Source organism: Dokdonia donghaensis DSW-1 (assembly GCF_001653755.1).
Classification (GTDB): Bacteria; Bacteroidota; Bacteroidia; order Flavobacteriales; family Flavobacteriaceae; genus Dokdonia; species Dokdonia donghaensis.
The window spans coordinates 1,090,810-1,113,742 of the sequence record NZ_CP015125.1 but is presented as its reverse complement, the minus strand read 5'-3'; the positions used below and the strand labels follow the sequence as shown (position 1 = coordinate 1,113,742).

Genomic DNA, 22,933 nt, shown 5'->3' with positions numbered 1-22,933 from the left:
ATGAAAAAACTAGTTATCATAGCAATCATTGCCGGCCTTTTTACTTCGTGTGAGGAATTTAAAAAGGGATATGAAGATGGCAAAAAAGATGCGCAAGAAGAAGCAGAAATTGTTTCTAATAAAACACCAGAGGTAACTCTTTACAAATTTTCTGGAGGTACTGTACAAGCAAATAACCTCAATCTTTTTGCTCAAGGAGACACGTATAAAGGAGAGTCAAAGCAACTTGCAGATGCTTTTTATGTAATCAAGCATCCAGATGGAGTGCTGCTTTGGGATACAGGTTTACCTGAGATGCTAGTAGGTCAAGAGCCATACACACCAGAAGGTGGTGCTTTTACCATTTCTCGTAAAGATTCTATAAAGATGCAACTTGCGAGTGTTGGGATGACAACAGAAGATGTAGATATGATTGCTTTTTCTCACATACATTTTGACCACACGGGAGCTGCAAATCATTTTCCTAAGGCCAAGTGGTTTGTACAATCTACAGAGTATGACTTTGCAAACAGTGAGGAGATTAAAGGAAATAGTTTTTATGCACCAACTAGCTTTAACCAGCTTACTAATGTAGAAAAGCTAGATGGAGACAAAGATGTTTTTGGTGACGGTACAGTTATCATAAAATCTATGCCTGGACACACTGCAGGACACCAAGTATTGTTTTTACAACTTAAAAACAATGGTCCTACTCTATTATCTGGTGATATATATCACTTTGAGAAAAATAGACAAGACGCTGTTGTACCCCAGTTTAACTACGACATCCCAGAAACAGAGAAGAGTATAAAGGAATTTGAAGCTTTCGCGAAAGCGCAAAACGCAACGGTAATCATACAGCACGACGCCGAAGATTTTGCAAAAACACCAGCAATACTTAATTAAGAATGAAAAAATTTCTCCTCTTAGCCATAGCGATAACAGCATTTATTTCTTGCAAGGAAACCCCAGCAAGTAACCAAGTTGCTGCCGAATTTGAAACACTAGAGGGAGAATTTATTTATCTAGCAGATGCTGCTGTACTTAAAGGAGATACTTTTATTTATGGCGTAACACTAGATGAAAAAATGCACGAGCTGGCAACTATTATAAAACCATTACAACGTGATGAGTTTGATATGGTGCCAGTAATCATAAAAGGAGAGTTACACTCAAAAGCAGCTGGAGAAGAAGGTTGGGATGAAATTGTAACGATAAAAGAAATACTTGAAGTCAAGGCACCAACAGGTGAGGCTCCATTAAAATTAGAAGCAGGAGACAAACTCAAAACAGAGGGCGGATCTTTAAAAGTAGAAAGCGGTAAATAATCGCACAATTAGAACGTAGAACTATGTTATCAGTAAAAAATCTGCACGCAGGCATTGAAGAGAAAGATATTCTTAAGGGAATCAACCTTGAGATGAAGGCCGGAGAAGTGCACGCAATTATGGGACCTAATGGTTCTGGTAAAAGTACACTCGCTTCTGTTATTGCAGGAAAAGAAGAGTATGAAGTAAGTAATGGAGACATAGACCTTAATGGTGAGTCTCTATTAGAAATGGATCCAGAAGAAAGAGCTCACGAGGGTGTTTTCTTATCTTTTCAATATCCTGTTGAGATACCTGGTGTATCTGTAACAAACTTCATCAAGACTGCTATAAACGAGACTCGCAAAGCAAAAGGACTAGAAGATATGCCAGCTAGCGAGATGCTTAAGAAGATTAAAGAAAAAGCAGAACTCCTTGAGATGGACCGTAAGTTCTTATCTAGATCTCTTAACGTAGGTTTCTCTGGAGGAGAAAAGAAACGTAATGAGATTTTCCAGATGGCAATGCTTGAGCCTAAGCTTGCTATTCTAGACGAAACAGATTCTGGACTTGACATTGACGCACTTCGCATTGTTGCAAATGGCGTTAACAAGCTTAAGAGTGAAGATAATGCAGTACTTGTAATCACTCACTACCAGAGACTTCTTGACTACATCGTGCCAGATTTTGTACACGTACTTATGAACGGTAAGATTGTACGTTCTGGAGGAAAAGAACTTGCTCTAGAACTAGAAGAAAAAGGGTACGACTGGCTCAAAGAAGAAGTAGGTGCATAACTAGACCTGTTGCAGTAGTGATTTAACATCACACAAACAGATCTTACAACAGAACAATATGAGTTTAAAAGATAAATTAGTAAGTAACCACATCGTCTTACAAGAAAGTATAGATGCAGACTCGCCTATCTACGGGATACGCAATGAAGCTATCAAAACTTTTGAGGCAGAAGGGTTTCCTACCAAGAAGTTAGAAAACTGGAAATACACCTCACTTAACAGCATTCTTAAAGAAGACTACAACATCTTCCCTAGTAAAGAAGCTGCTCTTGATTTTAAAGATGTAAAACAGTATTTCTTAAATGATGTAGACACCTATAAAATTGTTTTTGTAGATGGTGTTTACAGTTCATACCTCTCTGAAACTACACACGATGGTATAGATGTGTGTACAATGGGTGCTGCGCTTACAAAACCTAAGTACAAGCAAGTAATAGATGTGTACTTTAATAAAATTGCAAAAGGCGAGTCAATGGATGCATTGAACACGGCTTATGCAAAAGATGGTGCATATATCTACATTCCAAAAGGAAAAGTAGCTCAAAAGCCTATACAGATAGTACACTTCTCTACTGGAGCAAATGATGCTATGATGTTACAACCACGTAACCTCATTGTAGCCGAAGAAAACTCTGAAGTACAAATTATAGAGCGTCACCAAAGTCTCTCTGACAAGAAAGTCTTAACAAACGTCGTTACAGAAATTTTTGCAGATAAAAGAGCCCTCGTAGATTACTATAAGATTCAAAATGATAAGCTTGATGCTTCTCTTATAGATACTACAGAAATTGAACAACATAAAGAAAGTATCGTATCTGTACATACGTTCTCTCTAGGTGGCAATATCACTCGTAACAACCTTAACTTTTACCAGAAGGGTGAGTATATGGATTCTATCCTTAAAGGTGTTACGATTATAGAAGGAAAACAACACGTAGATCACAACACGCTAGTTCACCACATCACTCCTAACTGTGAAAGTCACCAAGATTACAAAGGCATCTTTGCCGAAAAATCTACAGGTGTCTTTAACGGAAAAGTTGTTGTAGAGAAAGAAGCTCAAAAGACTAATGCATATCAGTCTAATAACAACATCTTACTAGATGATACGGCTACCATAAATTCAAAGCCTCAGCTTGAGATCTTTGCAGATGATGTACGTTGTTCTCACGGTTGTACTATTGGACAACTAGATGAAAGTGCATTGTTTTACTTACAATCACGTGGTATAGGAGAAAAAGAAGGGCGCGCATTACTTATGTATGCCTTTGCAAACACAGTACTATCTAGTGTAAAGATTCCGCAGCTTAAAACAAGAATTACAAAACTTATTGCAAAGAAAATAGGTGTAAACATCGGTTTTGATCAATAAGATTGATTTCAAATAATTACAAAAGCCGTTACCTATCGTAGCGGCTTTTTTTATACCCAGAGATAAGCAGCTGTAAGTAATTAAAACACCTCCAGTTTGTATCTTTGTAACAAAGAAAAATGCTATGCTAGACATAAAAAAAATACGTGAAGACTTTCCTATTCTCAAAAGAGAAGTAAATGGAAAACCGCTTATTTATTTTGATAATGCAGCAACCTCACAAACACCACAGGTTGTTATAGACGCCATTGTAGATTACTATGCTAACTATAATGCAAACATACACCGCGGGGTACACTCGCTCTCGCAAGAAGCCACAGATGCTTATGAGGAAGCGCGTATAAAAATCCAGAAGCATTTTAACGCAGCACAGCCTTATGAGATCATACTCACGGCAGGTACAACGCACGCCATAAATCTAGTAGCAAATGGCTTTGCAAGTATTTTAAAGAAGGGCGAAGAGGTACTTGTTTCGGCGCTAGAGCATCATAGTAATATTGTACCGTGGCAAATGCTTTGTGAGAAGACGGGCGCAATACTTAAAGTTATACCACAAACAGAAAGTGGAGAACTGGATATGGACGCTTTCGCGAAAGCGTTATCACCACAGCTCAAACTGGTCTTTGTAAATCACGTGTCAAACGCATTAGGAACCATAAACCCTATAGAAGAAATCATTACCGAGACTCACAAAGTAGGTGCAGCGGTACTAATAGATGGTGCACAAGCAACACCACACATAAAACCAGATGTACAAGCCCTAGATGCCGACTTTTACGTATGTTCTGCTCACAAAATATGTGGCCCTACGGGCGTAGGCGTGTTATATGGTAAAGAAGAATGGCTTACTAAACTCCCTCCTTATCAAGGTGGTGGTGAGATGATAGACCAGGTGAGTTTTGAAAAAACAACCTACGCAGGTCTACCACATAAATTTGAAGCAGGAACACCTAATATTTGTGGTGGTATTGCTACAGGTGTGGGCCTAGATTATATGAATGGGCTAGGTTTTGATAATATTGCAGCTTATGAAGATGAGCTTTTACAATATGCCACAAAGCAGCTCCTCGAGATTGAAGGGCTTAAAATTTATGGCACATCTGCACATAAAACTGCGGTAGTTTCTTTTAATGTAGGTGAGATTCACCCCTATGACATTGGCACCATACTTGATAAATTAGGGATAGCAGTGCGCACAGGGCACCATTGTGCTCAACCCATTATGGATTTTTATAAAATACCAGGTACAGTACGTGCCTCATTTTCTTTTTACAACACAAAAGAAGAGATTGATACATTTATAGATGGAGTAAAACGCGCAGTTGCGATGTTATCTTAAAATAAGAATATGAAATTACTACTTCCTTTATTATTGTGCATAGCCGGGGCATTTACTAGTCAGGCTCAATTATCACAAACCGTTATGACCTTTGATGGTGATTTTATCATCACAACCATCGCTGGCGAAGATGTCTCAGAAAATGAGATATCACTCACTATAGATAATAAAAAACGATCAATAAATGGGACTACAGGTTGCAATAACTATATGACAGACTTTGCAAATAAAGGAACCATACTCCAGTTTTCATATATAGCCAGCACAAAGAGAGCTTGCCCGCACGACGAAATTGAGCAATTATATTATGATAATCTAAGCGAGGTAACCTCTTTTCTAAAAAGTGGTGATACGATTACGCTTTATCGAGATAGTGAAGCGCTCATAGAAGGAATTTCTAAAAACTCTCTTGTTGATAACGATAAATAGTCATCTAAGTCTACAACCTATAACGCTTGATGATCAAAAGCGGTTATTTGAGTTAATGCAGGAGATATATCCTTCTGCGTATGGCCATTTTTGGAAGGATGACTGCTCCTGGTATATAAATCATATCTATAGCTCAGAGAGTCTCGCAAAAGATCTTGCGACGCCAGACAGCCATTATCACTTTATATATTATAAGAGTGACATAATAGGTATTTTTAAATATATCTACAATCAAACATACACACCTCTATCGCCACTTAAAGGCTTAAAACTACATAGATTATACCTCCACCCATCTGTGCAAGGTAAAGGGATAGGTCGTGATATAATGCAATATGGAGAGCAGCTCGCTAGAAGGTTAGACTATAAAATTATATGGCTTGATGCAATGCATACACATACCCAAGCTCAACTGTTTTATAAGAAAGCAGGGTATATAAAAACCGAGTTTCAGCTATTGCCTTTTGACTTACTCAAAGATGAACATCGCAAAATGTGGTATATGCACAAAATGCTCCCCTCGCCAAAATGACAGTTAATCTTCTGGGCATTATCTTTGTAAAGTAATAATAGAATACAACATATATAGATATCATAATTATGGCTAGCATACAAGAAATACAAGACGAGATAGTAGATGAGTTTTCTATGTTTGAAGACTGGATGCAGCGTTATGAATATATGATTGATCTAGGCAAATCACTACCACTTATAGATGAAACATTTAAAACAGATGATTACATTATAAAAGGATGCCAGAGCAAGGTATGGGTACACGCCAGTATGGAAGATGGTAAAGTGACCTTCACCGCAGATAGTGATGCTATTATAACAAAAGGTATAATAGCCATTCTCATACGTGCATTTTCTAACCAGTCACCACAAGCAATTATAGATGCAGATACTGCGTTTATAGATGAGATAGGCCTTAAAGAACACCTCTCTCCTACCCGTGCAAATGGACTTGTAAGTATGATAAAACAAATAAAACTGTATGCCGTAGCATACCAGACACAGCTTAATTAAGAGGATGTATCACGCTTTCGCGAAAGCGCAACAAAACACATTAAAAACAACCCTGCGCAAGCAGATTATATAAAGCATATGGAAATTAACACAGAAGAGCTAGGCGACAAAATAGTACGCGTACTAAAAACAATATACGATCCAGAAATCCCAGTAGATATTTATGAACTTGGGCTTATTTACGATGTATTTGTAAATGAGGATATGGATACAAAAATCCTTATGACACTTACCACTCCTAACTGCCCCGTTGCAGAAACGTTACCACTAGAGGTTGAAGAAAAGGTAAAGTCACTTAAGGATGTAAAAGACTGTGAGGTTGAGATTACCTTTGACCCACCTTGGACTCAAGACCTAATGAGTGAGGAGGCAAAGTTAGAATTAGGAATGCTCTAATCACCCCACAATGGCCGAAGAAATTATAAACAGAGTTGCAAATAGCAAACTAGTAACCTTTGATCTGGAAGATTTATACCTCCCAGGTCATAGACAGCTTGTGGATATTTCTCAATGGCTAGATCAAGGTTTTATTTTACGCGAGACTGAGTTTAGAAAAAGTATAAAAGAGCACGACTGGAGTCAGTATATAAATGCTTTTGTAGCGCTACACTGCAGTACAGATGCTATTGTGCCAGCTTGGGCCTCTATGCTTGTTGCTACCCATCTACAAGCTGTTGCAAAAAAAGTTATTACAGGAAACCTAGTGATGCTAGAGACCATTTTATACACAGAAGCTATACAAAGCTTAGATGTAACGCAGTATAAAAACGCACCTGTCATTATAAAGGGTTGCTCAAACAAACCCGTTCCAGAAAACGCATATTTACTGCTCATACAAAAACTACAGCCGGTTGCCCGTAGTTTAATGTTTGGCGAGGCCTGCTCTTCTGTGCCTTTATATAAGAAGGCAAAATAGCCCTTGTTGAAAAATACAGATAGGCTCCGTATATTAGACTGCTTAATCCCTAAGAAGTTTTACTAATGCAACGCACACTCCTACTCTTTTTATTTTTATGCAGTACCATAGCACTTGGTCAGAAAAGTGACAAAAAGAAAGACTCACTTCCAGATGGCTGGAAAAGTAAAGGTCTTATGGAATTGCTATTTAGTCAGAGTGCATTTAACAATGACTGGCAAGGCGGAGGAACTTCAAATGTAGCTGGAAACTTTAATGTTAACTGGGACCTCAATTACAAGCGAAATAAACTAACGTGGGATTCAAAGCTTACCGCGATACTCGGACTTGCCGCTACAAAAGATCAAGTATATGTTAGAAAAACTACAGACAGGCTAGAACTTAATAGCTTAGTAGGTAGCCGTATTGAAAACTCTAAATGGTATTACTCGGGACTATTTAATTTTAGAACGCAAATGGCACCTGGTTATGAGTTTTTTGACAGGCAGGTACTTAATGATGCTGGTGAGGTTACAGAAACGGTACAAGACAGAAAATTAATCACCACCACCTTCTCTCCTGCCTACTTACAACTAGGGCCTGGTTTTTTATGGAAAAAGAGTAATGATTTTAAAGTAAACCTAGCTCCCGCTACGGCTCGATTTATATTTGTAAACTCTAGATTTACTACCGTAAATGAAAATGATCCTGCCGCTATTGAAGCTTATGAACCATTTTTTGGAGTAGAAGCAAATGAAAATGTTCGTTTTGAGCTTGGGGCATCTGTGAGTGCTTATCATAAAGAAGAATTTTTTGAAAATATAGTTTTTGAAAACACACTTAATCTTTATGCAGACTACCTTGAGAACACAAAAAATGTAGATATAGACTACACACTTAATGTAGCTATGCAGGTAAATAAATATATAATCACAAATCTTGCCGTACAACTCATATATGATGAGAATGCCATAAGTGGTCTACAAGTAAGAGAGGTACTAGGCGTAGGTCTCAAATATGCCTTTCTTGAATGGAAATCTTAAATACATTCAAATATTTAAGCAAAACCCTTTATCTAGCACGATAAAACTCACATTTAATCGATTAAAGGAATAGTATCTGTAAAAATTTCTAAAATTCGCTATGATTTTTTAATAGTTATATATTTGTAATACAAAACTTAACTATTAATTATTATGAAAAGACTCATTGTATTAGGAGCTGCTATGTTCCTCGCAATCAGCTTACAAGCACAAACAGAAGAAGAGCTTAAAGCACAACAATCACCTAAAAAAGCAGAAATTGCAAAACTACAAGGAGAAGTTGATGCTCTACAAGCTCAGATAGATGCCCTACCGGGATGGAAGTATGGTGCTTTTGGAACTATAGGAGGTAATTTTTCGAAATTTAGCGATTGGTATTCTCAAGGAACACCTAACGTATCATCTGGCAACATTGGTATAACTGGAAATGTGTTTGCTAACAAAATGGATGAAAAATATTTCTGGAGAAATAGCCTTAATGTAAACTTAGGCTGGGTAAAATTTGATGATGAAGATGACGCTACAGATGACGATAGCTTTAGAGAAGCTACAGATGTTTTTAACATCTCATCACTTTACGGTTACAAACTATCAGAAAAATTAGCTGTATCTGCTCTAGGAGAGTACAGAACAACTATTTTAAACAACTTTAATGATCCTGGATACCTTGATCTAGGTGTAGGTGCCACTTGGACTCCTATTACAAACCTTGTAGTAGTTGTACACCCACTTAACTACAACTTTGTATTTTCTGATAATGATGCCGTATTTGAATCTTCTTTAGGTGCAAAAATCGTTGCAGATTACACACGTCAGATTGGAAAAATAGCTTTTAAGTCTAACTTATCTGCCTTTGCGAGCTACAAATCTTCAGACCTTTCTAACTTCACTTGGATTAACTCTTTCAACTACAAATTATTCAACCAGATAGGTGTAGGATTTGAGTTTGGTCTTAGAGGAAACAAACAAGAAAATCTTGCATTCCAACAAGGACTATTTGACTCTCAAGTACTACCTGTAGGAGAAGCGCCAACTTTTGATAACATAGATTCTCAAATACAATCGTACTACCTATTAGGTCTTACATACGCATTCTAGAGAACACCACCTTTATTAAAGATTTAAAGCGAGTCCAATGGACTCGCTTTTTTTATGTCTTAACTCCAAGATAAAATTTGCATAACATCTTAAAATAAAAAAACCAGCCTTAAAAGGCTGGTTTTTGTCGGGGTAGCAAGATTCGAACTTGCGACCTCCTCGTCCCAAACGAGGCGCGATAACCGGGCTACGCTATACCCCGAGCGTTTATCGGGGTGCAAATATACTAAACTCTAATAGATAACCACAAACTTTATCACATATAATTACAGTTATTCTAATCTTTTGTAACTCTCACCTTCTGTAGGATTGCCCTCATCATCCATTTGCCGCTGTTGATAGGTATTTGCTCCTAGTAATAATTCAAACCTAAATACCTGAGTTGTATCTACAATTTTCATCATAGGTCCAGAAGCGTACTCAAGCCGTTCTTCTAAGATGCCATCTTTTACCTTGTAGGTCCCATACCCAAACCATTCATTTGCATCACTAGGGTCATTACGGGTCCACATCACACGACCTTTACTATACATCTTGACCTGCCTGTACCCGTTTTGGTTAGGTAGGGTCTCAGAGATCATACCATTCTCATACATCTGCTGGTTCTCAAGTTCCCATACTCCTTCTAGAGTTAAGTCACTTTTGTCATTTATCAATCCATCACTCGTTAAGAGTGTAGCACCCATCACATACAAACATACTAATACAAACGTCTTCATAATTACGGGATTTAATTTATACAATTGATTTACATCACTTTAAGATACGATTTTTTTTCTAAGCTTTTACTTTCAAGAATTTTTGAAGTAGAAGTCATTTAAAAAGATAAATAGCTTTATTATATTTATCTCAACATAAACGGGTAGTAGCTTAGTCCGGTTAAAGTGCTGGTCTGGGGGACCAGAGATCGGAGGTTCGAATCCTCTCTACCCGACGCAAACCACTATTTTTTTAGTGGTTTTTTTGTATTGTGAGATGTGTATATACGCTTTCGCGAAAGCGTAATAATAACCACCCCCACTATCTCAGTCTTTTTTATGATATTTAAACTGTGAAAACAAAACAACGTCTAGATAGAGCTTACAAACAAGCGAGAAGAATTTCATTCTCTAATGAAGATAAGCTTGTATTCTTTTCTGACTGTCATCGTGGTGACAAAAGCTTTGCAGATGACTTTGCCCGTAATGAAAACATTTATTACCACGCACTTAAGCATTACTATAATGAGGGGTTTACCTATTGTGAACTAGGTGATGGAGATGAACTGTGGGAGAACACCTCTTTTGAAAGTATTTTAAGGGCTCATAAAAATGTATATCGCCTTCTACAAAAGTTCCATTTTGAAAATAGGCTTCATTTAATATGGGGTAATCACGATATGGTATACAGGGATAAAAATTACGTAAAAAAGCATCTAAGCACGTATTTTGACCCTAAAGACGGTCGTGAAGAGGTGCTGTTTAAGGATCTTGAATATCACGAGGCCATTGTATTACAACATAAAGAAATTCACCAAGAGTTGTTTTTATGTCACGGGCATCAAGCAGACTGGATGAATTATCACGGCTGGCGCTTTAATAGATTTCTGGTGCGTGTGCTTTGGAAGCCATTACAAATCTTTGGTATTTCTGACCCCACAAGTCCGGCAAAAAATTATAAGGAACTTATTAAAGTAGAGCGCCGTATAAAAAAATGGATCATAGAAAATAATAACCTTCTCACCATTGTAGGTCATACGCATAGACCACGTTTTCCTGAGCCTGGCGACATTGCATTTTTTAACGACGGGAGCTGTGTACACCCTAGAAGTATTACCGGTTTAGAAATTGAGAATGGTGCAATATCACTTATTAAGTGGCACATAGCGACCTCAGAGAGTGGTACTTTACAAGTAGTAAGGGAGCTACTAGAAGGTCCTACCGCACTACACGCCTATCAGGCATAAAAGCAAATAAAAAGCGCTACTATTTTAAGATTCTGGCGCAAGACGTACCTGTAAACCTTCCATCTCTGGTGAGATATGAAGCTGGCACCCTAGTCTACTATTATCTTCTACATAAAAAGCTTCGGCGAGCATTGCGTCTTCATCATCACTCATTTCTGGGAGCTCGTGATCACTCTCTACATAACACTGGCAAGAAGCACACATAGCCATACCACCACATACCCCTATTGTTCCTTCTGGAGCAAGCTCATATGAACGTACAATCTCCATAAGATTCATATTCATATCTGTGGGAGCGTCTATCGCGTGAGAAACTCCCTCGCGGTCTATTATAGTTATCTTAATATCTACTGACATTGCTAGTATTTACTTCTTACTCAAAAGCTTACTCAATTGCTTTTACAACCGCTTTTGGCGCTTCCTTTTTAGTACCATCAAAACCTGTTACACCACCTACAGTGGTGTACTTCATTACGTAACGTTTATCTGGAAATATGCGCTGGTAGGCACTCTGGCACATAAGCGTAGCTTCGTGAAAACCACAGAGTATAAGTTTAAGCTTACCTGGGTATGTATTCACATCTCCTATGGCATAAATACCAGGTATGTTAGTTTGGTAATCGAGCGTGTTATCTACCTTGATGGCATTTTTTTCTATCTCAAGGCCCCAGTCTGCAATAGGCCCCAGTTTAGGCGCTAGTCCAAATAACGGTATAAAGTGATCACAATCTTTATTAAACACCTCTGCTCCTTGTTTTATAGAAACACCACTTACTGCTCCCTCACCTATCACCTCAACAACTTCTGCTGGTGTAATAAGTTTTATTTTACCTTGATTTTTGAGGTCTTGTACTTTTTCTACGCTATCTAGCGCACCTCTAAACTCGTTGCGACGGTGTACAAGCGTCACTTCACTCGCCACATCTGCAAGGAAGATACTCCAGTCAAGAGCACTATCACCTCCACCAGCAATAACCACATTCTTATCACGGTATAACTCTGGATCGCGTATGATGTACTCTACTCCTTTGTCCTCGTAGCTAGCTATATTTGAAATAGGTGGTTTACGAGGCTCAAAACTCCCTAAACCTCCTGCAATTGCAACCACAGGCGCGTGGTGTTTTGTTCCTTTATTAGTCGTTACTATGAAGCTACCGTCTTCTTGTTTATCTATAGTTTGTGCACGTTCTCCAAGTGTAAATCCAGGTTGGAAAGGCTTGATTTGTTTCATCAAGTTGTCTACAAGATCACCAGCAAGTACTTCTGGAAAAGCTGGAATGTCATAGATAGGTTTTTTTGGATATATCTCTGCACACTGTCCTCCCGGTTGTGGTAGGGCATCTATAAGATGGCACTTTAACTTTAATAATCCTGCTTCAAAAACGGTAAAAAGACCTGTAGGCCCCGCACCTATTATAAGAATATCTGTTTTAATCATTTACTTATCTATTTACGCTTTCGCGAAAGCGTACTACGCAACAACATTTATTACTTGCTCAATTTGCGGAGCGTGTTTTTTTATGGTCATCTCAACACCACTCTTTAAGGTCATTTGATTAACAGAGCAACCTACGCAAGCGCCTTGCAGCTGAACGCGCACCACCCTATCATCATCTATCCCGAGAAGGCTTATATCACCTCCATCACTCTGTAAAAAAGGACGGATCTCCTCAAGGGCATCCTCTACTTTTTGTGTTAACTCTGCTGTGCTCATACTTAATTCTTTACGGCAGAACATCCTGCCATTGTGGTAATCTTAATTGCTTCGGTAGCTGGTAAGTCTGTATTACGACGTACAGTCTCCTCAACAACATTTTTTGTCAAGTTATCAAAAGCTTCCATAGTAGGCGTGTTAGCCTGTAATGCCGCTGGACGTCCTACATCTCCTGCCTCACGTATACTTTGTACTAATGGAATCTCACCTAGTAAACGTACACCTAAATCTTCGGCGAGGTTTTTTGCCCCTTCTTTACCAAAGATGTAATATTTATTATCTGGCAACTCTTCTGGTGTGAAGTAAGCCATATTTTCTACAATACCTAAAACAGGAACATTTATACTTTCTTGTTTAAACATTGCTACACCCTTCTTTGCATCTGCAAGTGCAACATTTTGTGGTGTGCTCACCACTACAGCACCCGTAATAGGTAAAGATTGCATTATGCTTAGGTGTATATCTCCCGTACCTGGAGGTAGATCTAGCAGTAAGAAGTCTAATTCACCCCAGGCTGCGTCAAAAATCATCTGGTTAAGTGCCTTTGCTGCCATAGGTCCTCTCCATATAACTGCTTGATCTGGCTTTGTAAAAAATCCTATTGAGAGTACTTTTACGCCGTAGCTTTCTATAGGTTTCATTTTAGACTTTCCGTCTACATTTACAGAGAGTGGTCTCTCATTTGCCACGTCAAACATAATAGGCACAGATGGCCCGTAAATATCTGCATCAAGTATACCTACCTTGAAGCCCATTTTTGCGAGTGTCACTGCTATGTTAGACGTTACGGTAGATTTACCTACTCCTCCTTTACCAGAGGCTACAGCAACGATGTTTTTTATACCAGGTATCGCTTTACCTTTAATCTCAACTGTTTCTTCTTTAGGCGGAGCGGTAACTTTTACATTAACCTTTACCTGTGCTTTTTCAAAAACCTTATCGTGTATGGTTTTCATAATATCAACCTCTGCTTTTTTACGAGCTTGTAGTGTTGGGTTGTTTATAGTGATATCTACAATTACCTCATCGCCAAATGTTAGCACATTAGTAACTGCGCCACTATCTACCATATTTTCTCCAGCACCTGGAGCAGTAATAGTTTTTAAAGCCTCGAGAATATCTTTCTTTTGTAATTTCATCTTTTAATAAGCAATTCAAAATCAGCCTTTAATTAGACTAATTCTAAATGCAAAGATACAACTGCAAAGGGGTAAATACCAATACTTCAATTTTCAAAATATTTGACAATTTCAATAAGAAAACGACACGATCTTTTCTTAGAATAATTTAAGCTTTATAGAGCTCCAGCAAGTACAATTTTAAAGTTCAATTACAGGATCCCAAAAGTGCTTTTTAAAATTAACCACCTTATCATCTTTAACCTCTACACCTTCATTTTCAAGCAATTGCCGCATTAAGTTAGTTTGTGGGAAATGATGTTTACCAGTAAGCAGCCCTACTCTATTTACAACTCTATGTGCTGGCACTTCTGGATGATTACTAGCACCATTCATTGCCCAACCTACCATACGACTACTACGAGCAGCACCTAGATACTTTGCAATAGCACCATAACTCGTTACTCTACCGTAAGGAATTAAAGCAGCTACGGCATACACCTTTTTAAAAAAATTTTCGGTCTCTGGAGCGTAATTCATTCGAAGTAGATAGTGCGCACCAGCGTGATTAACATTAATATGACCATAAGACCAGCCATAAAATAATTTGAAAAGCGAGTAAAAGAGCTCTCTCTATTTTGAATACGAGCAAAGAAAAGAACGTAAAGATATAAAGCACTAAAGGTGCCTACAGCGGCAGCAACTACAAAGAGCACAATTGCTACTACGTCATATTCTACCTTACCGCTTACGTTAAGCGCTGCACCCAGCGCACAGAAATAAGGAATAGGCAACACATTAAGTGCAGATATTGCCATCCCTTTACCTAGACTTTTTAAACCTCTGTTTTTTGAAATTTTTACCTTAGGGACTTTGCTTTGCTTTGCTTTCACAAAGAAAAATATGGCCATTATTAAGAAAATAACAAGACCTGTGCGCAGTAGCATACTCTGCACATACGGATTTCCAAAAATATAGCGCGCAAGTAATACTGCTATAAGTGCCTGAAAAACGACAACAAAAGAAGCCCCAAGAGCAACTAGCAGCCCATTATTGCGACCACGCTCAACACACGTTTTTGCAACAGACATATTTATTAGCCCAGGTGGTATCACTCCGGCTAGCGCTGCAAAATAGGTGATTAAAAAAAGTTTGGTTGTCTCCAAGGGTGCCCGTTACTTGACTCTAAATTTAATATAAGTAATTGGTTTTCCTTGTTCTAGGTATTGTTTTTCATAAAAAGTTTGAATCCCCACAACCTCCTCTGGCGAGTATTCATTTTTATACACATTATGATTTGCTTCTAAAATCTCGTGACCTTCACCGTGTAGTAATCCCAGTGTGTAACCGTGCATAAACTCTGAGTCTGTTTTGAGATTTACACAACCTCCCTCTTTCAAAACATTCTTATATTTTTGAAGAAACTCTGTATTGGTCATACGGTGCTTAGTGCGCTTGTACTTGATTTGAGGATCTGGAAATGTGATCCATATCTCATCTATTTCCGCTTTCGCGAAAGCGTACTCAATAAGCTCTATTTGCGTGCGCATAAAACCTACATTGTCTAGATTATCTTCTAGAGCGGTTTTTGCTCCACGCCAAAATCGAGCCCCCTTGATGTCTATACCTATAAAATTTTTATCTGGATACTTCTCTGCAAGTCCTACAGAATACTCACCTTTACCACAGCCTAGCTCTACGACGATAGGGTTATCGTTTTTGAAAAAATCTGAATTCCACTTACCCTTAAGAGGAAAAGTTCCATCTACCAGTTCTTCTCTAGACGGCTGTACTACGTTTGAGAATGTCTCATTCTCACGGAATCTCTTAAGCTTATTTTTACTTCCCACAGGTATATTTAATGTTTTGGTAAAATTAAGGAAACTTTTACTACGTCTAAGAGATAGATATTTGCAATGTGAAAAGAAATAAGCACATACTAGTTGCTCCTCTTAACTGGGGATTGGGTCACGCGACGCGCTGTATCCCTATTGTTAATGCGCTTTTATCTCAAAATCATAAGGTTACCATAGCCAGTGATGGTGATGCGCTTAAATTGCTCAAAAAAGAGTTTCCAAAACTTTCTTTTGTCTCGCTGCCATCTTATAAGATTGAGTATGCAGAAAAGGGTAAAAACTTTAAACGCAAGCTTATCTCTAATTTACCATCTATACGAAAGAGTATACGTGCAGAACATAAGGAACTTAAAAAGATTATCCCGGCATTAAATATAGATGGAGTTATCTCAGATAACCGTCTTGGACTATATACAAATCAAGTACCTTGTGTGATCATAAGTCACCAGTTACAGGTGCTAAGTGGCAGCACTACAAAGATCTCTACAGCAATACATAAAAAGTATATAGAGCGTTTTAATGAATGCTGGGTGCCAGACTTTGATGGCACTTTTAACCTGAGTGGCATATTAGGTCATCCTGATAAAAATCTATCAATCCCTACCCGTTATATAGGGCCATTGAGTAGAATGAAGTCAAAACCAGAAGAAATAAAATACACAGCAACAGCTGTACTTTCTGGTCCAGAGCCACAGCGCTCTATGCTAGAAGAAATTATCACAAAGAACTTTAAAAAACTTAATGGACAGTTTTTAATTGTACGTGGTAAACCTGAAGATGAAAAAACCATCACTCATACTAAGCCCAACATTAAAGTAATTAATTTCCTTACTACTAAGGAGCTTGAAAAGGTGATTAATCAAAGTGGGTATATCATAGCAAGATCTGGCTATACGACAATTATGGATCTAGCCGTGATGAAGAAAAAGGCATTCTTTATCCCTACACCAGGACAGTCTGAGCAGGAGTATCTTGCGGCTTTGTTAAAAGAAAATAAAATTGCACCTTTTGCAGTTCAAGATGAGTTTAAAACTAAAGATTTATCCAAACTGTCTGTTTACCCAGGTTTTGAAAAGGGTATAGAGGCTAGTGATTTACTCGATAATTTCGGCCTTTTCGAGCGTAAAAGAGAATTCAGACCCCACTCCAAACTCGCTTTCAACATAAACTTTCTCCTCGTGCGCCTCAATGATATGTTTAACAATAGAGAGCCCCAGACCTGACCCTCCTACCTTACGGTTACGAGACTTATCTACTCTATAAAATCGCTCAAAGAGTCGTGGTAAATGATCTGGCTCAATACCTTCTCCATTATCTGTAATTCGTATAAGTAATTTGTTTTGAATCAAATCTTGTATACTTACCTCTGTTGTTCCATTTTCATTACCATACTTAATAGAATTACCTATTAAGTTTGTGAGCAACTGCTGTATGCGCTCTTGATCTGCATTTACCATAACCTCCTTTGCATAAGAATCATCAAAAGCAAGGGTTATATTGCGCTTTGCAGCTTCCATTTCTAGCATCTCAAAGGTGGCATATATGAGTTTTACTAGATCAAAATACTCATAGTTTATATTAAGATCACCCACCTCAAGCTTAGTAATCATATCAAGGTCATTTACGAGATAGATCAAGCGATCTACGCCTTTTTCTGCACGAGATAGGTATCTTTTTCTAACAGATTTATCTTTTATAGCGCCGTCTAGTAACGTAAGTATATATCCCTGTACAGTAAATAAAGGGGTTTTTAACTCGTGAGCCACATTACCTAAAAAGTTACGACGATACTCTTCTTGTACTCTTAAAGATTCTATTTCTATTTTTTTACTCTTAGCATAACGCTCTACTTCTTCAGAAAGTGAAGCCATATCTGTAGTAATATTATCTGCAGTGAGGCTTACATCTTCTAAGAGCTTTACGTTGTCGTAAATCTCCCTTACTTTTTTAAATATAAACAGTTGCGTTCTAAAATGAATAAGTAAAAATGACAATACATAGCAAACTAGAATTCCCAAAAAGACCAGCCACCACACAGGCTCGCTGTCTTGTATAAATTCAAGAGCTAAAATAAGTAGTGCAAAAAGCACCGTAATATAAGCCGCCGTTATAAGTGCAAACGAGTACGGCTGTTTTACATCTGAGGCCATTAGATCACAAATTTATAACCTACACCTTTTACAGTTTTAAATGACTCATCACCTATTTTTTCCCTAAGCTTACGTATATGTACATCTATCGTACGTCCACCTACTACAACTTCAAGTCCCCATACCTTATCAAGTATATCTTCTCTGGTAAATACTTTTCCAGGTTTTGAAGTAAGTAGTGATAGTAGTTCAAATTCTTTTCGCGGTAACGAGAGTTCTTGCTTACCCTTAAAAACTTTATACTCTTCTCGGTTAATAATGAGTTTACCCACCTTAGTTATTTGTGAAGGAGCGTCTTCATTTTTAAATCTGCGCAGTAAAGCCTTTACCTTGCTTAAAAGCACCTTAGGCTTTATAGGCTTTGTTATATAATCATCTGCACCTGCGTCAAAACCTGCTACTTGAGAGTAATCTTCTCCTCTTGCAGTAAAGAAGGTAATGATGGTTTGTTCAAGATCTTTGTTAGAACGTATTACTTCACAAGCCTCTATACCATCCATCTCTGGCATCATTACATCTAGTATGATAAGATGCGGCTGGTGTTTTTTTGCAAGCTTTACAGCCTCTAGACCATTAGTCCCAGTAATTACTTGATATCCTTCATTTGACAAATTATACCCAACGATTTCTAAGATGTCTGGCTCATCGTCTACTAGTAAAATTTTAAGGTCCTTTTTTTTCATTGTAATTACGGTTAAGTCGTTGTGTAAATATACGTTTTTTGATGTTTTTGTTGCCACTGCAACTAGCTTGCAAATTAAATTGTAATTCTTCGAACCATATTAAGCTTGCGTTAAATCTTACGCTTTCGCGAAAGCAAAATAAACGACTACCTCCTATTTTAATTAAATTTATGGCCTAATCAAATCACTACAGTATGAAACAAATTACTCTTTTAATTACCTTATTTCTAGCATCGTGCACTGTTTTTGCACAAGACCTAGTGATTACAGGTATCTTTGATGGAAACCTTACAGGAGGTACTCCAAAAGCAATAGAAATTTATGCACTTAATGATATTGCAGACTTAAGCACATACGGTTTTAGCAACTCAAGTAACGGAAACGGCATTTCTGAAGTGGAGTTTGCCTTTTCTGGTTCTGCTACCGCTGGAGATTACTTTTACATCTCTACAAATGAAGAAGATTTTATGACCTTTTTTGGGTTTACTCCAGACTTTACCTCAAATAGTGCAAATAACAATGGAGATGATTCTATAGCTCTTTATGATAACGTGGCAGACGACGGTTCTGGAACACTTCAAGGAACACAAATAGATGTCTATGGAGATCTAAATACAGATGGCACAGGTGAAACTTGGGAATATCAAGACGGATGGGCTTATCGTGTAAGCGGTACTGGACCTGACGGCACTACATTTATGGTAGGCAACTTTACATACAGCGGGACTAATGCAAATGATGATGACACTACTCAGGCAACTGCAACAAATCCGTGGCCTCTAGGCACCTACTCTACCACGCCACCAGCTTGCTCTCTAGTTCTTGGCACGGCTACAGCGACTTGTGATACCGAGACCACAGCTGTAGATGGTACAACAGTTATGATACCTTATACTGGAGGTGGAGACGCTACTTATACTGTAGCAATTACAAGCGGTGGAGGTATTGTAGGAGGAGATGACCCTACGACTACAGCAAACGGAACCATTACACTTACAGACGTATCTGAAGACACAACTATAACACTAGAAGTAACAAGTACAGACTGTATGCTCTCTATAGATGTTACAACACCAGCTTGTGAGCCAGCTACAGAAGTGGCAGACATCGCAGCCCTAAGAGCAGGAACAGTAGGTGAAGAATACACCCTTACTGGAGAAGCAATACTCACTTTCCAACAAGATTTTAGAAATCAAAAATTTATTGAGGATGCCACAGGTGCTATTCTAATAGATGACAGCGCAGGGACTATCACTACTGCATATAACGTGGGTGATGGTATTACTAGTATAACAGGAGTACTAGGAGACTTTAACGGGATGACACAATTTATACCAAGTGTGGATCCAGGTACCGCAACTTCTACAGGAAACACTATTACGGCACAAGAGGTAACAGTAACAGAACTAGCCGCAAATCCTAATGATTATGAGTCTGAGTATGTAAGAATCACTGGTCTTACTATAGACAACTCTGCGAATGCATCTTGGGTAAATGGTCAAGAGTACCCAATGACTAATACAGATGGATCTTATGTTTTTAGAACTACATTTTTTGATGTAGACTATATAGGTGAAGTAGTACCAACTGATGAGGCAAATATTTCTGGTATTATTAATGAGCGTAATAACGGAGAGTTCTTCATCACAGCTCGTGATGCTGCAGATATTGAAGCAGATGCTGTAGAGGCAACAGAAGTTGCAACACTAGCAGATCTTAGAGCGGGTACAGAAGGAACACTCTACACACTTACTGGTGAAGCAATACTCACTTTCCAACAAGATTTTAGAAATCAAAAATTTATTGAAGATGATACAGCTGCCATCTTAATAGATGACAGCGCAGGAACTATCACTACTGTATATAACGTAGGTGACGGTATCCTAGGCCTTACAGGTACGTTAAGCTCTTTTCAAGGAATGCTACAATTTGTTCCTAGTGAAGATCCTGGAGATGCATTTTCTACCGGAAACACAATTACTGCACAAATGGTAACAGTGACAGAACTCGCTGCAAATCCTAATGATTATGAGGCAGAGTATGTAACTCTAACAGAAGCTACAATAGACACTGCAACAAATACAGACTGGGTAACTGGTACAGAATACGGACTTACTACTCCAGAAGGTGCATACACTTTTAGAACAACATTCTTTGATGCAGATTATATAGGTACCGCAGTACCTACAGAGGCTCAAAACATATCTGGTATCATCACAGAACGCAATGATGGAGATTACTTTATCACCGCTCGTGATGTAACAGATTTTGAAGAGTTTTTAAGCTTAGGAGAAACTACAGCTATAGCGATAGCGATGTTTCCTAACCCTGCAAGTGATCAAATCACGATAAGTACTGGGATTAATACAGCAATGAATGTGTCTATTTTTGAGATTACAGGTAAGAAAGTAATTGAGACAACTACTGCAAACCCTATAGATGTAAGTGCACTTGCCCCTGGAGTATATGTAGTACAAGTAGCAGGTGCTACAAGCTCAACTACAGCAAAGCTTATAATTAAATAAAGAATACATTTATACAACCTTTATAAAGCGCTCTCCTTATGGAGGGCGTTTTTTCTTTTATATCTTTGCTTAAATTCTAATAAATGCCTCAGCAAACCTTTTTAAATATCACAAATAATGAGCAATTTGAGAAGGAGGCGCTCGCTACATTCAGGTATCAGTTTGAGCATAATAGCGTGTATAGATCTTTTTGTGATTTACTCTACAAACACCCCAGTGAGATAACATCAAGTAGAGAGATTCCGTTTTTACCCATACAGTTTTTCAAATCCCGCTCTATCATTTCTGGCAATGCAGAGCCGGCTATCACCTTTAGCAGCAGCGGTACTACTGGCAGCATCACCAGCAAACATCACGTTACAGATTTAAGCTTATATGAAGATAGTTTTAGAACCGCTTTCGCGAAAGCGTACGGAAACCCATCAGACTTTGTTATACTAGCCTTACTACCGTCCTATTTAGAACGATCTGGATCATCGCTCATTTATATGGTAGATGATTTAATCAAAGGTAGTAATCATCCAGACAGTGGCTTTTACCTCAACAATCTTGACGAGCTGGCAAACAAATTAGTGACACTTGACACCTCAGAAAAAAAAGTCCTTCTTATAGGTGTCTCATTTGCACTTTTAGACCTTGTAGAAAAGCATACTTTCAACCTTAGCAACACCATTATTATGGAAACAGGCGGTATGAAAGGAAGACGTAAAGAAATTATTCGACCAGAACTTCATAAAATACTTAGCACAGGTTTTGGGGTAGAAAAAATACATAGCGAGTATGGTATGACAGAGCTATTAAGTCAAGGATATTCTTCTGGCGATGGAATTTTTACCACACCACCGTGGATAAAAGTCTACACACGCGATACAGAAGATGCACTTACCCTACTCACAGACTTAAAAAGCGGCGGACTCAACATAATAGATCTCGCAAATAAAAATTCTTGCTCATTTATAGCAACTCAAGATCTAGGTAAAGTTTACGAGGATGGCAGTTTTAGTGTGATAGGCAGGTTTGATAATTCAGACATACGCGGGTGCAATCTTATGGCGCTTTAAAAACAACACTTTGAAGTTGTAATTATCTCAAAACTCTTGCGACTTAAATTGCGTAGGTATAGACACATAAATACTTCTTATGAGAACAATTACATTTTTTATTATAGCATTAATGAGCCTTACGGCCAGCGCTCAAGAGACAGATTATAATCTTAAAAAAGGCTATGCTGCCGAAGGTTATGACGTAACTGAGTATTTTAACAATAAGGCTATTGAGGGCGATAAAAAATATACAACTACCTATGATGGGGCTAAGTTTAAGTTTGCTAGTCAAGCTAACCTAGATCGTTTTAAAGCCGCTCCAGAAGAGTTTATACCCCAGTACGGAGGGTATTGCGCCTATGCGATAGCAGATAAAGGTAAAAAAGTAAGTGTAGATCCAGAAACCTTTGAGATAAGAGATGGCAAGTTATACCTGTTTTACAACTCCTGGGGAGTTAACACCCTTGATAAGTGGAATGAAGAGGGTGCAGAAAGCCTAAAGAAAAAAGCAGATATAGAGTGGCAATCTGTAAGGACTAAGAATTAAATACGACTTAATGATAGATTGGTTAGTTAGTTAGAAAACCCCAGATGCTCTTTTTAAGAACACTGGG

At 38.2% G+C, this 22,933-nt stretch carries 26 protein-coding genes, 2 tRNA genes and 1 pseudogene; 18 read left to right on the top strand and 11 right to left on the bottom strand.

Features of this window, described 5'->3' with window-relative positions; genetic code table 11:
- The 12 genes from I597_RS04865 to I597_RS04810 all read left to right on the top strand — a co-directional run bounded on the left by I597_RS04865 (position 1) and on the right by I597_RS04810 (position 9,285).
- Positions 1-885 (top strand): N-acyl homoserine lactonase family protein, encoded by an 885-nt coding sequence (locus I597_RS04865; RefSeq protein WP_035327046.1) that lies wholly within the window; start codon positions 1-3, stop codon positions 883-885.
- A 2-nt stretch (positions 886-887) separates the two neighbouring features.
- Positions 888-1,307: a hypothetical protein gene (locus I597_RS04860; protein ID WP_052111912.1), complete on the top strand. Its 420-nt coding sequence runs from the start codon at positions 888-890 to the stop codon at positions 1,305-1,307.
- 23 nt (positions 1,308-1,330) lie between these two features.
- Positions 1,331-2,083 carry a Fe-S cluster assembly ATPase SufC gene (sufC, locus tag I597_RS04855; RefSeq protein ID WP_035327044.1) on the top strand — a complete coding sequence of 251 codons (753 nt, stop codon included), beginning with the start codon at positions 1,331-1,333 and terminating at the stop codon, positions 2,081-2,083.
- A 58-nt stretch (positions 2,084-2,141) separates the two neighbouring features.
- Complete coding sequence (gene sufD / locus I597_RS04850) at positions 2,142-3,455, top strand: Fe-S cluster assembly protein SufD (protein WP_035327042.1); 1,314 nt, start codon at positions 2,142-2,144, stop codon at positions 3,453-3,455.
- Between the two features lie 124 nt (positions 3,456-3,579).
- Positions 3,580-4,794, top strand: coding sequence for an aminotransferase class V-fold PLP-dependent enzyme (locus tag I597_RS04845; protein WP_035327041.1), 1,215 nt, complete (start codon positions 3,580-3,582; stop codon positions 4,792-4,794).
- 9 nt (positions 4,795-4,803) lie between these two features.
- Entirely contained in the window at positions 4,804-5,223 is a 420-nt protein-coding gene (locus I597_RS04840) for an META domain-containing protein (protein ID WP_081965003.1), read from the top strand.
- A complete protein-coding gene (locus I597_RS04835) occupies positions 5,207-5,755 on the top strand; it encodes a GNAT family N-acetyltransferase (protein ID WP_035327038.1) in 549 nt (182 codons plus the stop codon). The genes I597_RS04840 and I597_RS04835 overlap by 17 nt, the downstream gene beginning before the upstream one ends.
- A gap of 68 nt (positions 5,756-5,823) precedes the next feature.
- Complete coding sequence (locus tag I597_RS04830) at positions 5,824-6,249, top strand: SufE family protein (protein WP_035327036.1); 426 nt, start codon at positions 5,824-5,826, stop codon at positions 6,247-6,249.
- 78 nt (positions 6,250-6,327) lie between these two features.
- A complete protein-coding gene (locus I597_RS04825; RefSeq protein WP_035327034.1) occupies positions 6,328-6,645 on the top strand; it encodes a DUF59 domain-containing protein in 318 nt (105 codons plus the stop codon).
- Positions 6,646-6,655: 10 nt separating this feature from the next.
- Positions 6,656-7,165, top strand: coding sequence for a DUF2480 family protein (locus I597_RS04820; protein ID WP_035327032.1), 510 nt, complete (start codon positions 6,656-6,658; stop codon positions 7,163-7,165).
- 65 nt (positions 7,166-7,230) lie between these two features.
- Positions 7,231-8,187 (top strand): DUF3078 domain-containing protein, encoded by a 957-nt coding sequence (locus I597_RS04815; RefSeq protein ID WP_035327030.1) that lies wholly within the window; start codon positions 7,231-7,233, stop codon positions 8,185-8,187.
- A 153-nt stretch (positions 8,188-8,340) separates the two neighbouring features.
- A complete protein-coding gene (locus I597_RS04810) occupies positions 8,341-9,285 on the top strand; it encodes a DUF3078 domain-containing protein (RefSeq protein WP_035327027.1) in 945 nt (314 codons plus the stop codon).
- 127 nt (positions 9,286-9,412) lie between these two features.
- Here the strand turns inward: I597_RS04810 and I597_RS04805 are convergent.
- Both I597_RS04805 and I597_RS04800 read right to left on the bottom strand, forming a co-directional pair.
- Positions 9,413-9,487: transfer RNA gene (locus tag I597_RS04805), tRNA-Pro, on the bottom strand.
- A gap of 70 nt (positions 9,488-9,557) precedes the next feature.
- Positions 9,558-10,004, bottom strand: coding sequence for a hypothetical protein (locus tag I597_RS04800; RefSeq protein ID WP_035327025.1), 447 nt, complete (start codon positions 10,002-10,004; stop codon positions 9,558-9,560).
- Positions 10,005-10,144: 140 nt separating this feature from the next.
- Between I597_RS04800 and I597_RS04795 the strand changes: the two genes are divergently transcribed.
- Positions 10,145-10,219 (top strand) — tRNA-Pro (locus tag I597_RS04795).
- Between the two features lie 117 nt (positions 10,220-10,336).
- Entirely contained in the window at positions 10,337-11,230 is an 894-nt protein-coding gene (locus tag I597_RS04790; protein ID WP_035327023.1) for a metallophosphoesterase family protein, read from the top strand.
- A gap of 24 nt (positions 11,231-11,254) precedes the next feature.
- On the opposite strand, the gene I597_RS04785 is transcribed toward I597_RS04790, so the two are convergent.
- The 7 genes from I597_RS04785 to trmB all read right to left on the bottom strand — a co-directional run bounded on the left by I597_RS04785 (position 11,255) and on the right by trmB (position 15,912).
- A complete protein-coding gene (locus I597_RS04785) occupies positions 11,255-11,587 on the bottom strand; it encodes a 2Fe-2S iron-sulfur cluster-binding family protein (protein ID WP_035327021.1) in 333 nt (110 codons plus the stop codon).
- A gap of 28 nt (positions 11,588-11,615) precedes the next feature.
- On the bottom strand, positions 11,616-12,668 hold the full coding sequence (locus I597_RS04780) for an NAD(P)/FAD-dependent oxidoreductase (RefSeq protein ID WP_035327019.1): 1,053 nt from the start codon (positions 12,666-12,668) through the stop codon (positions 11,616-11,618).
- Between the two features lie 33 nt (positions 12,669-12,701).
- On the bottom strand, positions 12,702-12,944 hold the full coding sequence (locus tag I597_RS04775) for a NifU family protein (RefSeq protein WP_035327017.1): 243 nt from the start codon (positions 12,942-12,944) through the stop codon (positions 12,702-12,704).
- Positions 12,945-12,946: 2 nt separating this feature from the next.
- Positions 12,947-14,083 (bottom strand): Mrp/NBP35 family ATP-binding protein, encoded by a 1,137-nt coding sequence (locus tag I597_RS04770; RefSeq protein WP_035327016.1) that lies wholly within the window; start codon positions 14,081-14,083, stop codon positions 12,947-12,949.
- Positions 14,084-14,263: 180 nt separating this feature from the next.
- The gene (locus I597_RS04765) at positions 14,264-14,602 is read right to left on the bottom strand and encodes an MGMT family protein (protein WP_035327013.1); all 339 of its coding nucleotides are present in this window, start codon (positions 14,600-14,602) and stop codon (positions 14,264-14,266) included.
- Positions 14,599-15,228 carry a LysE family translocator gene (locus I597_RS04760; RefSeq protein ID WP_035327010.1) on the bottom strand — a complete coding sequence of 210 codons (630 nt, stop codon included), beginning with the start codon at positions 15,226-15,228 and terminating at the stop codon, positions 14,599-14,601. Before I597_RS04760 ends, I597_RS04765 begins: the two co-directional genes overlap by 4 nt.
- A 9-nt stretch (positions 15,229-15,237) precedes the next feature.
- Positions 15,238-15,912, bottom strand: coding sequence for a tRNA (guanosine(46)-N7)-methyltransferase TrmB (gene trmB / locus I597_RS04755; protein ID WP_035327006.1), 675 nt, complete (start codon positions 15,910-15,912; stop codon positions 15,238-15,240).
- Positions 15,913-15,980: 68 nt separating this feature from the next.
- Between trmB and I597_RS15130 the strand changes: the two are divergent.
- Positions 15,981-16,907 (top strand): annotated as a pseudogene (locus tag I597_RS15130) (glycosyltransferase family protein); the annotation flags it as partial.
- Positions 16,908-17,012: 105 nt separating this feature from the next.
- Here I597_RS15130 and I597_RS04750 read toward each other — a convergent pair.
- Both I597_RS04750 and I597_RS04745 read right to left on the bottom strand, forming a co-directional pair.
- Entirely contained in the window at positions 17,013-18,068 is a 1,056-nt protein-coding gene (locus tag I597_RS04750; RefSeq protein WP_035327002.1) for a sensor histidine kinase, read from the bottom strand.
- Entirely contained in the window at positions 18,068-18,751 is a 684-nt protein-coding gene (locus I597_RS04745; RefSeq protein WP_064497406.1) for a response regulator transcription factor, read from the bottom strand. Before I597_RS04745 ends, I597_RS04750 begins: the two co-directional genes overlap by 1 nt.
- Positions 18,752-18,945: 194 nt before the next feature.
- Here I597_RS04745 and I597_RS04740 point away from each other — a divergent pair, with 194 nt between their 5' ends.
- The 3 genes from I597_RS04740 to I597_RS04730 all read left to right on the top strand — a co-directional run bounded on the left by I597_RS04740 (position 18,946) and on the right by I597_RS04730 (position 22,866).
- Entirely contained in the window at positions 18,946-21,276 is a 2,331-nt protein-coding gene (locus tag I597_RS04740; RefSeq protein WP_035326999.1) for a T9SS type A sorting domain-containing protein, read from the top strand.
- A gap of 83 nt (positions 21,277-21,359) precedes the next feature.
- A complete protein-coding gene (locus tag I597_RS04735) occupies positions 21,360-22,337 on the top strand; it encodes a long-chain-fatty-acid--protein ligase (protein ID WP_035326996.1) in 978 nt (325 codons plus the stop codon).
- Positions 22,338-22,416: 79 nt separating this feature from the next.
- Positions 22,417-22,866, top strand: coding sequence for a YHS domain-containing (seleno)protein (locus I597_RS04730; RefSeq protein ID WP_035326993.1), 450 nt, complete (start codon positions 22,417-22,419; stop codon positions 22,864-22,866).
- Positions 22,867-22,933 lie beyond the last annotated feature (67 nt).

Excerpts from the sequence above, each read along its gene's own strand:
- I597_RS04865 (WP_035327046.1), top strand. The coding sequence starts at position 1 with ATGAAAAAACTAGTTATCATAGCAATCATTGCCGGCCTTTTTACTTCG.
- I597_RS04860 (WP_052111912.1), top strand. The coding sequence starts at position 888 with ATGAAAAAATTTCTCCTCTTAGCCATAGCGATAACAGCATTTATTTCT.
- sufC (WP_035327044.1), top strand. The coding sequence starts at position 1,331 with ATGTTATCAGTAAAAAATCTGCACGCAGGCATTGAAGAGAAAGATATT.
- sufD (WP_035327042.1), top strand. The coding sequence starts at position 2,142 with ATGAGTTTAAAAGATAAATTAGTAAGTAACCACATCGTCTTACAAGAA.
- I597_RS04845 (WP_035327041.1), top strand. The coding sequence starts at position 3,580 with ATGCTAGACATAAAAAAAATACGTGAAGACTTTCCTATTCTCAAAAGA.
- I597_RS04840 (WP_081965003.1), top strand. The coding sequence starts at position 4,804 with ATGAAATTACTACTTCCTTTATTATTGTGCATAGCCGGGGCATTTACT.
- I597_RS04830 (WP_035327036.1), top strand. The coding sequence starts at position 5,824 with ATGGCTAGCATACAAGAAATACAAGACGAGATAGTAGATGAGTTTTCT.
- I597_RS04825 (WP_035327034.1), top strand. The coding sequence starts at position 6,328 with ATGGAAATTAACACAGAAGAGCTAGGCGACAAAATAGTACGCGTACTA.
- I597_RS04820 (WP_035327032.1), top strand. The coding sequence starts at position 6,656 with ATGGCCGAAGAAATTATAAACAGAGTTGCAAATAGCAAACTAGTAACC.
- I597_RS04815 (WP_035327030.1), top strand. The coding sequence starts at position 7,231 with ATGCAACGCACACTCCTACTCTTTTTATTTTTATGCAGTACCATAGCA.
- I597_RS04810 (WP_035327027.1), top strand. The coding sequence starts at position 8,341 with ATGAAAAGACTCATTGTATTAGGAGCTGCTATGTTCCTCGCAATCAGC.
- I597_RS04800 (WP_035327025.1), bottom strand. The coding sequence starts at position 10,004 with ATGAAGACGTTTGTATTAGTATGTTTGTATGTGATGGGTGCTACACTC.
- I597_RS04785 (WP_035327021.1), bottom strand. The coding sequence starts at position 11,587 with ATGTCAGTAGATATTAAGATAACTATAATAGACCGCGAGGGAGTTTCT.
- I597_RS04780 (WP_035327019.1), bottom strand. The coding sequence starts at position 12,668 with ATGATTAAAACAGATATTCTTATAATAGGTGCGGGGCCTACAGGTCTT.
- I597_RS04775 (WP_035327017.1), bottom strand. The coding sequence starts at position 12,944 with ATGAGCACAGCAGAGTTAACACAAAAAGTAGAGGATGCCCTTGAGGAG.
- I597_RS04770 (WP_035327016.1), bottom strand. The coding sequence starts at position 14,083 with ATGAAATTACAAAAGAAAGATATTCTCGAGGCTTTAAAAACTATTACT.
- I597_RS04765 (WP_035327013.1), bottom strand. The coding sequence starts at position 14,602 with ATGAATTACGCTCCAGAGACCGAAAATTTTTTTAAAAAGGTGTATGCC.
- I597_RS04750 (WP_035327002.1), bottom strand. The coding sequence starts at position 18,068 with ATGGCCTCAGATGTAAAACAGCCGTACTCGTTTGCACTTATAACGGCG.
- I597_RS04745 (WP_064497406.1), bottom strand. The coding sequence starts at position 18,751 with ATGAAAAAAAAGGACCTTAAAATTTTACTAGTAGACGATGAGCCAGAC.
- I597_RS04740 (WP_035326999.1), top strand. The coding sequence starts at position 18,946 with ATGAAACAAATTACTCTTTTAATTACCTTATTTCTAGCATCGTGCACT.
- I597_RS04735 (WP_035326996.1), top strand. The coding sequence starts at position 21,360 with ATGCCTCAGCAAACCTTTTTAAATATCACAAATAATGAGCAATTTGAG.
- I597_RS04730 (WP_035326993.1), top strand. The coding sequence starts at position 22,417 with ATGAGAACAATTACATTTTTTATTATAGCATTAATGAGCCTTACGGCC.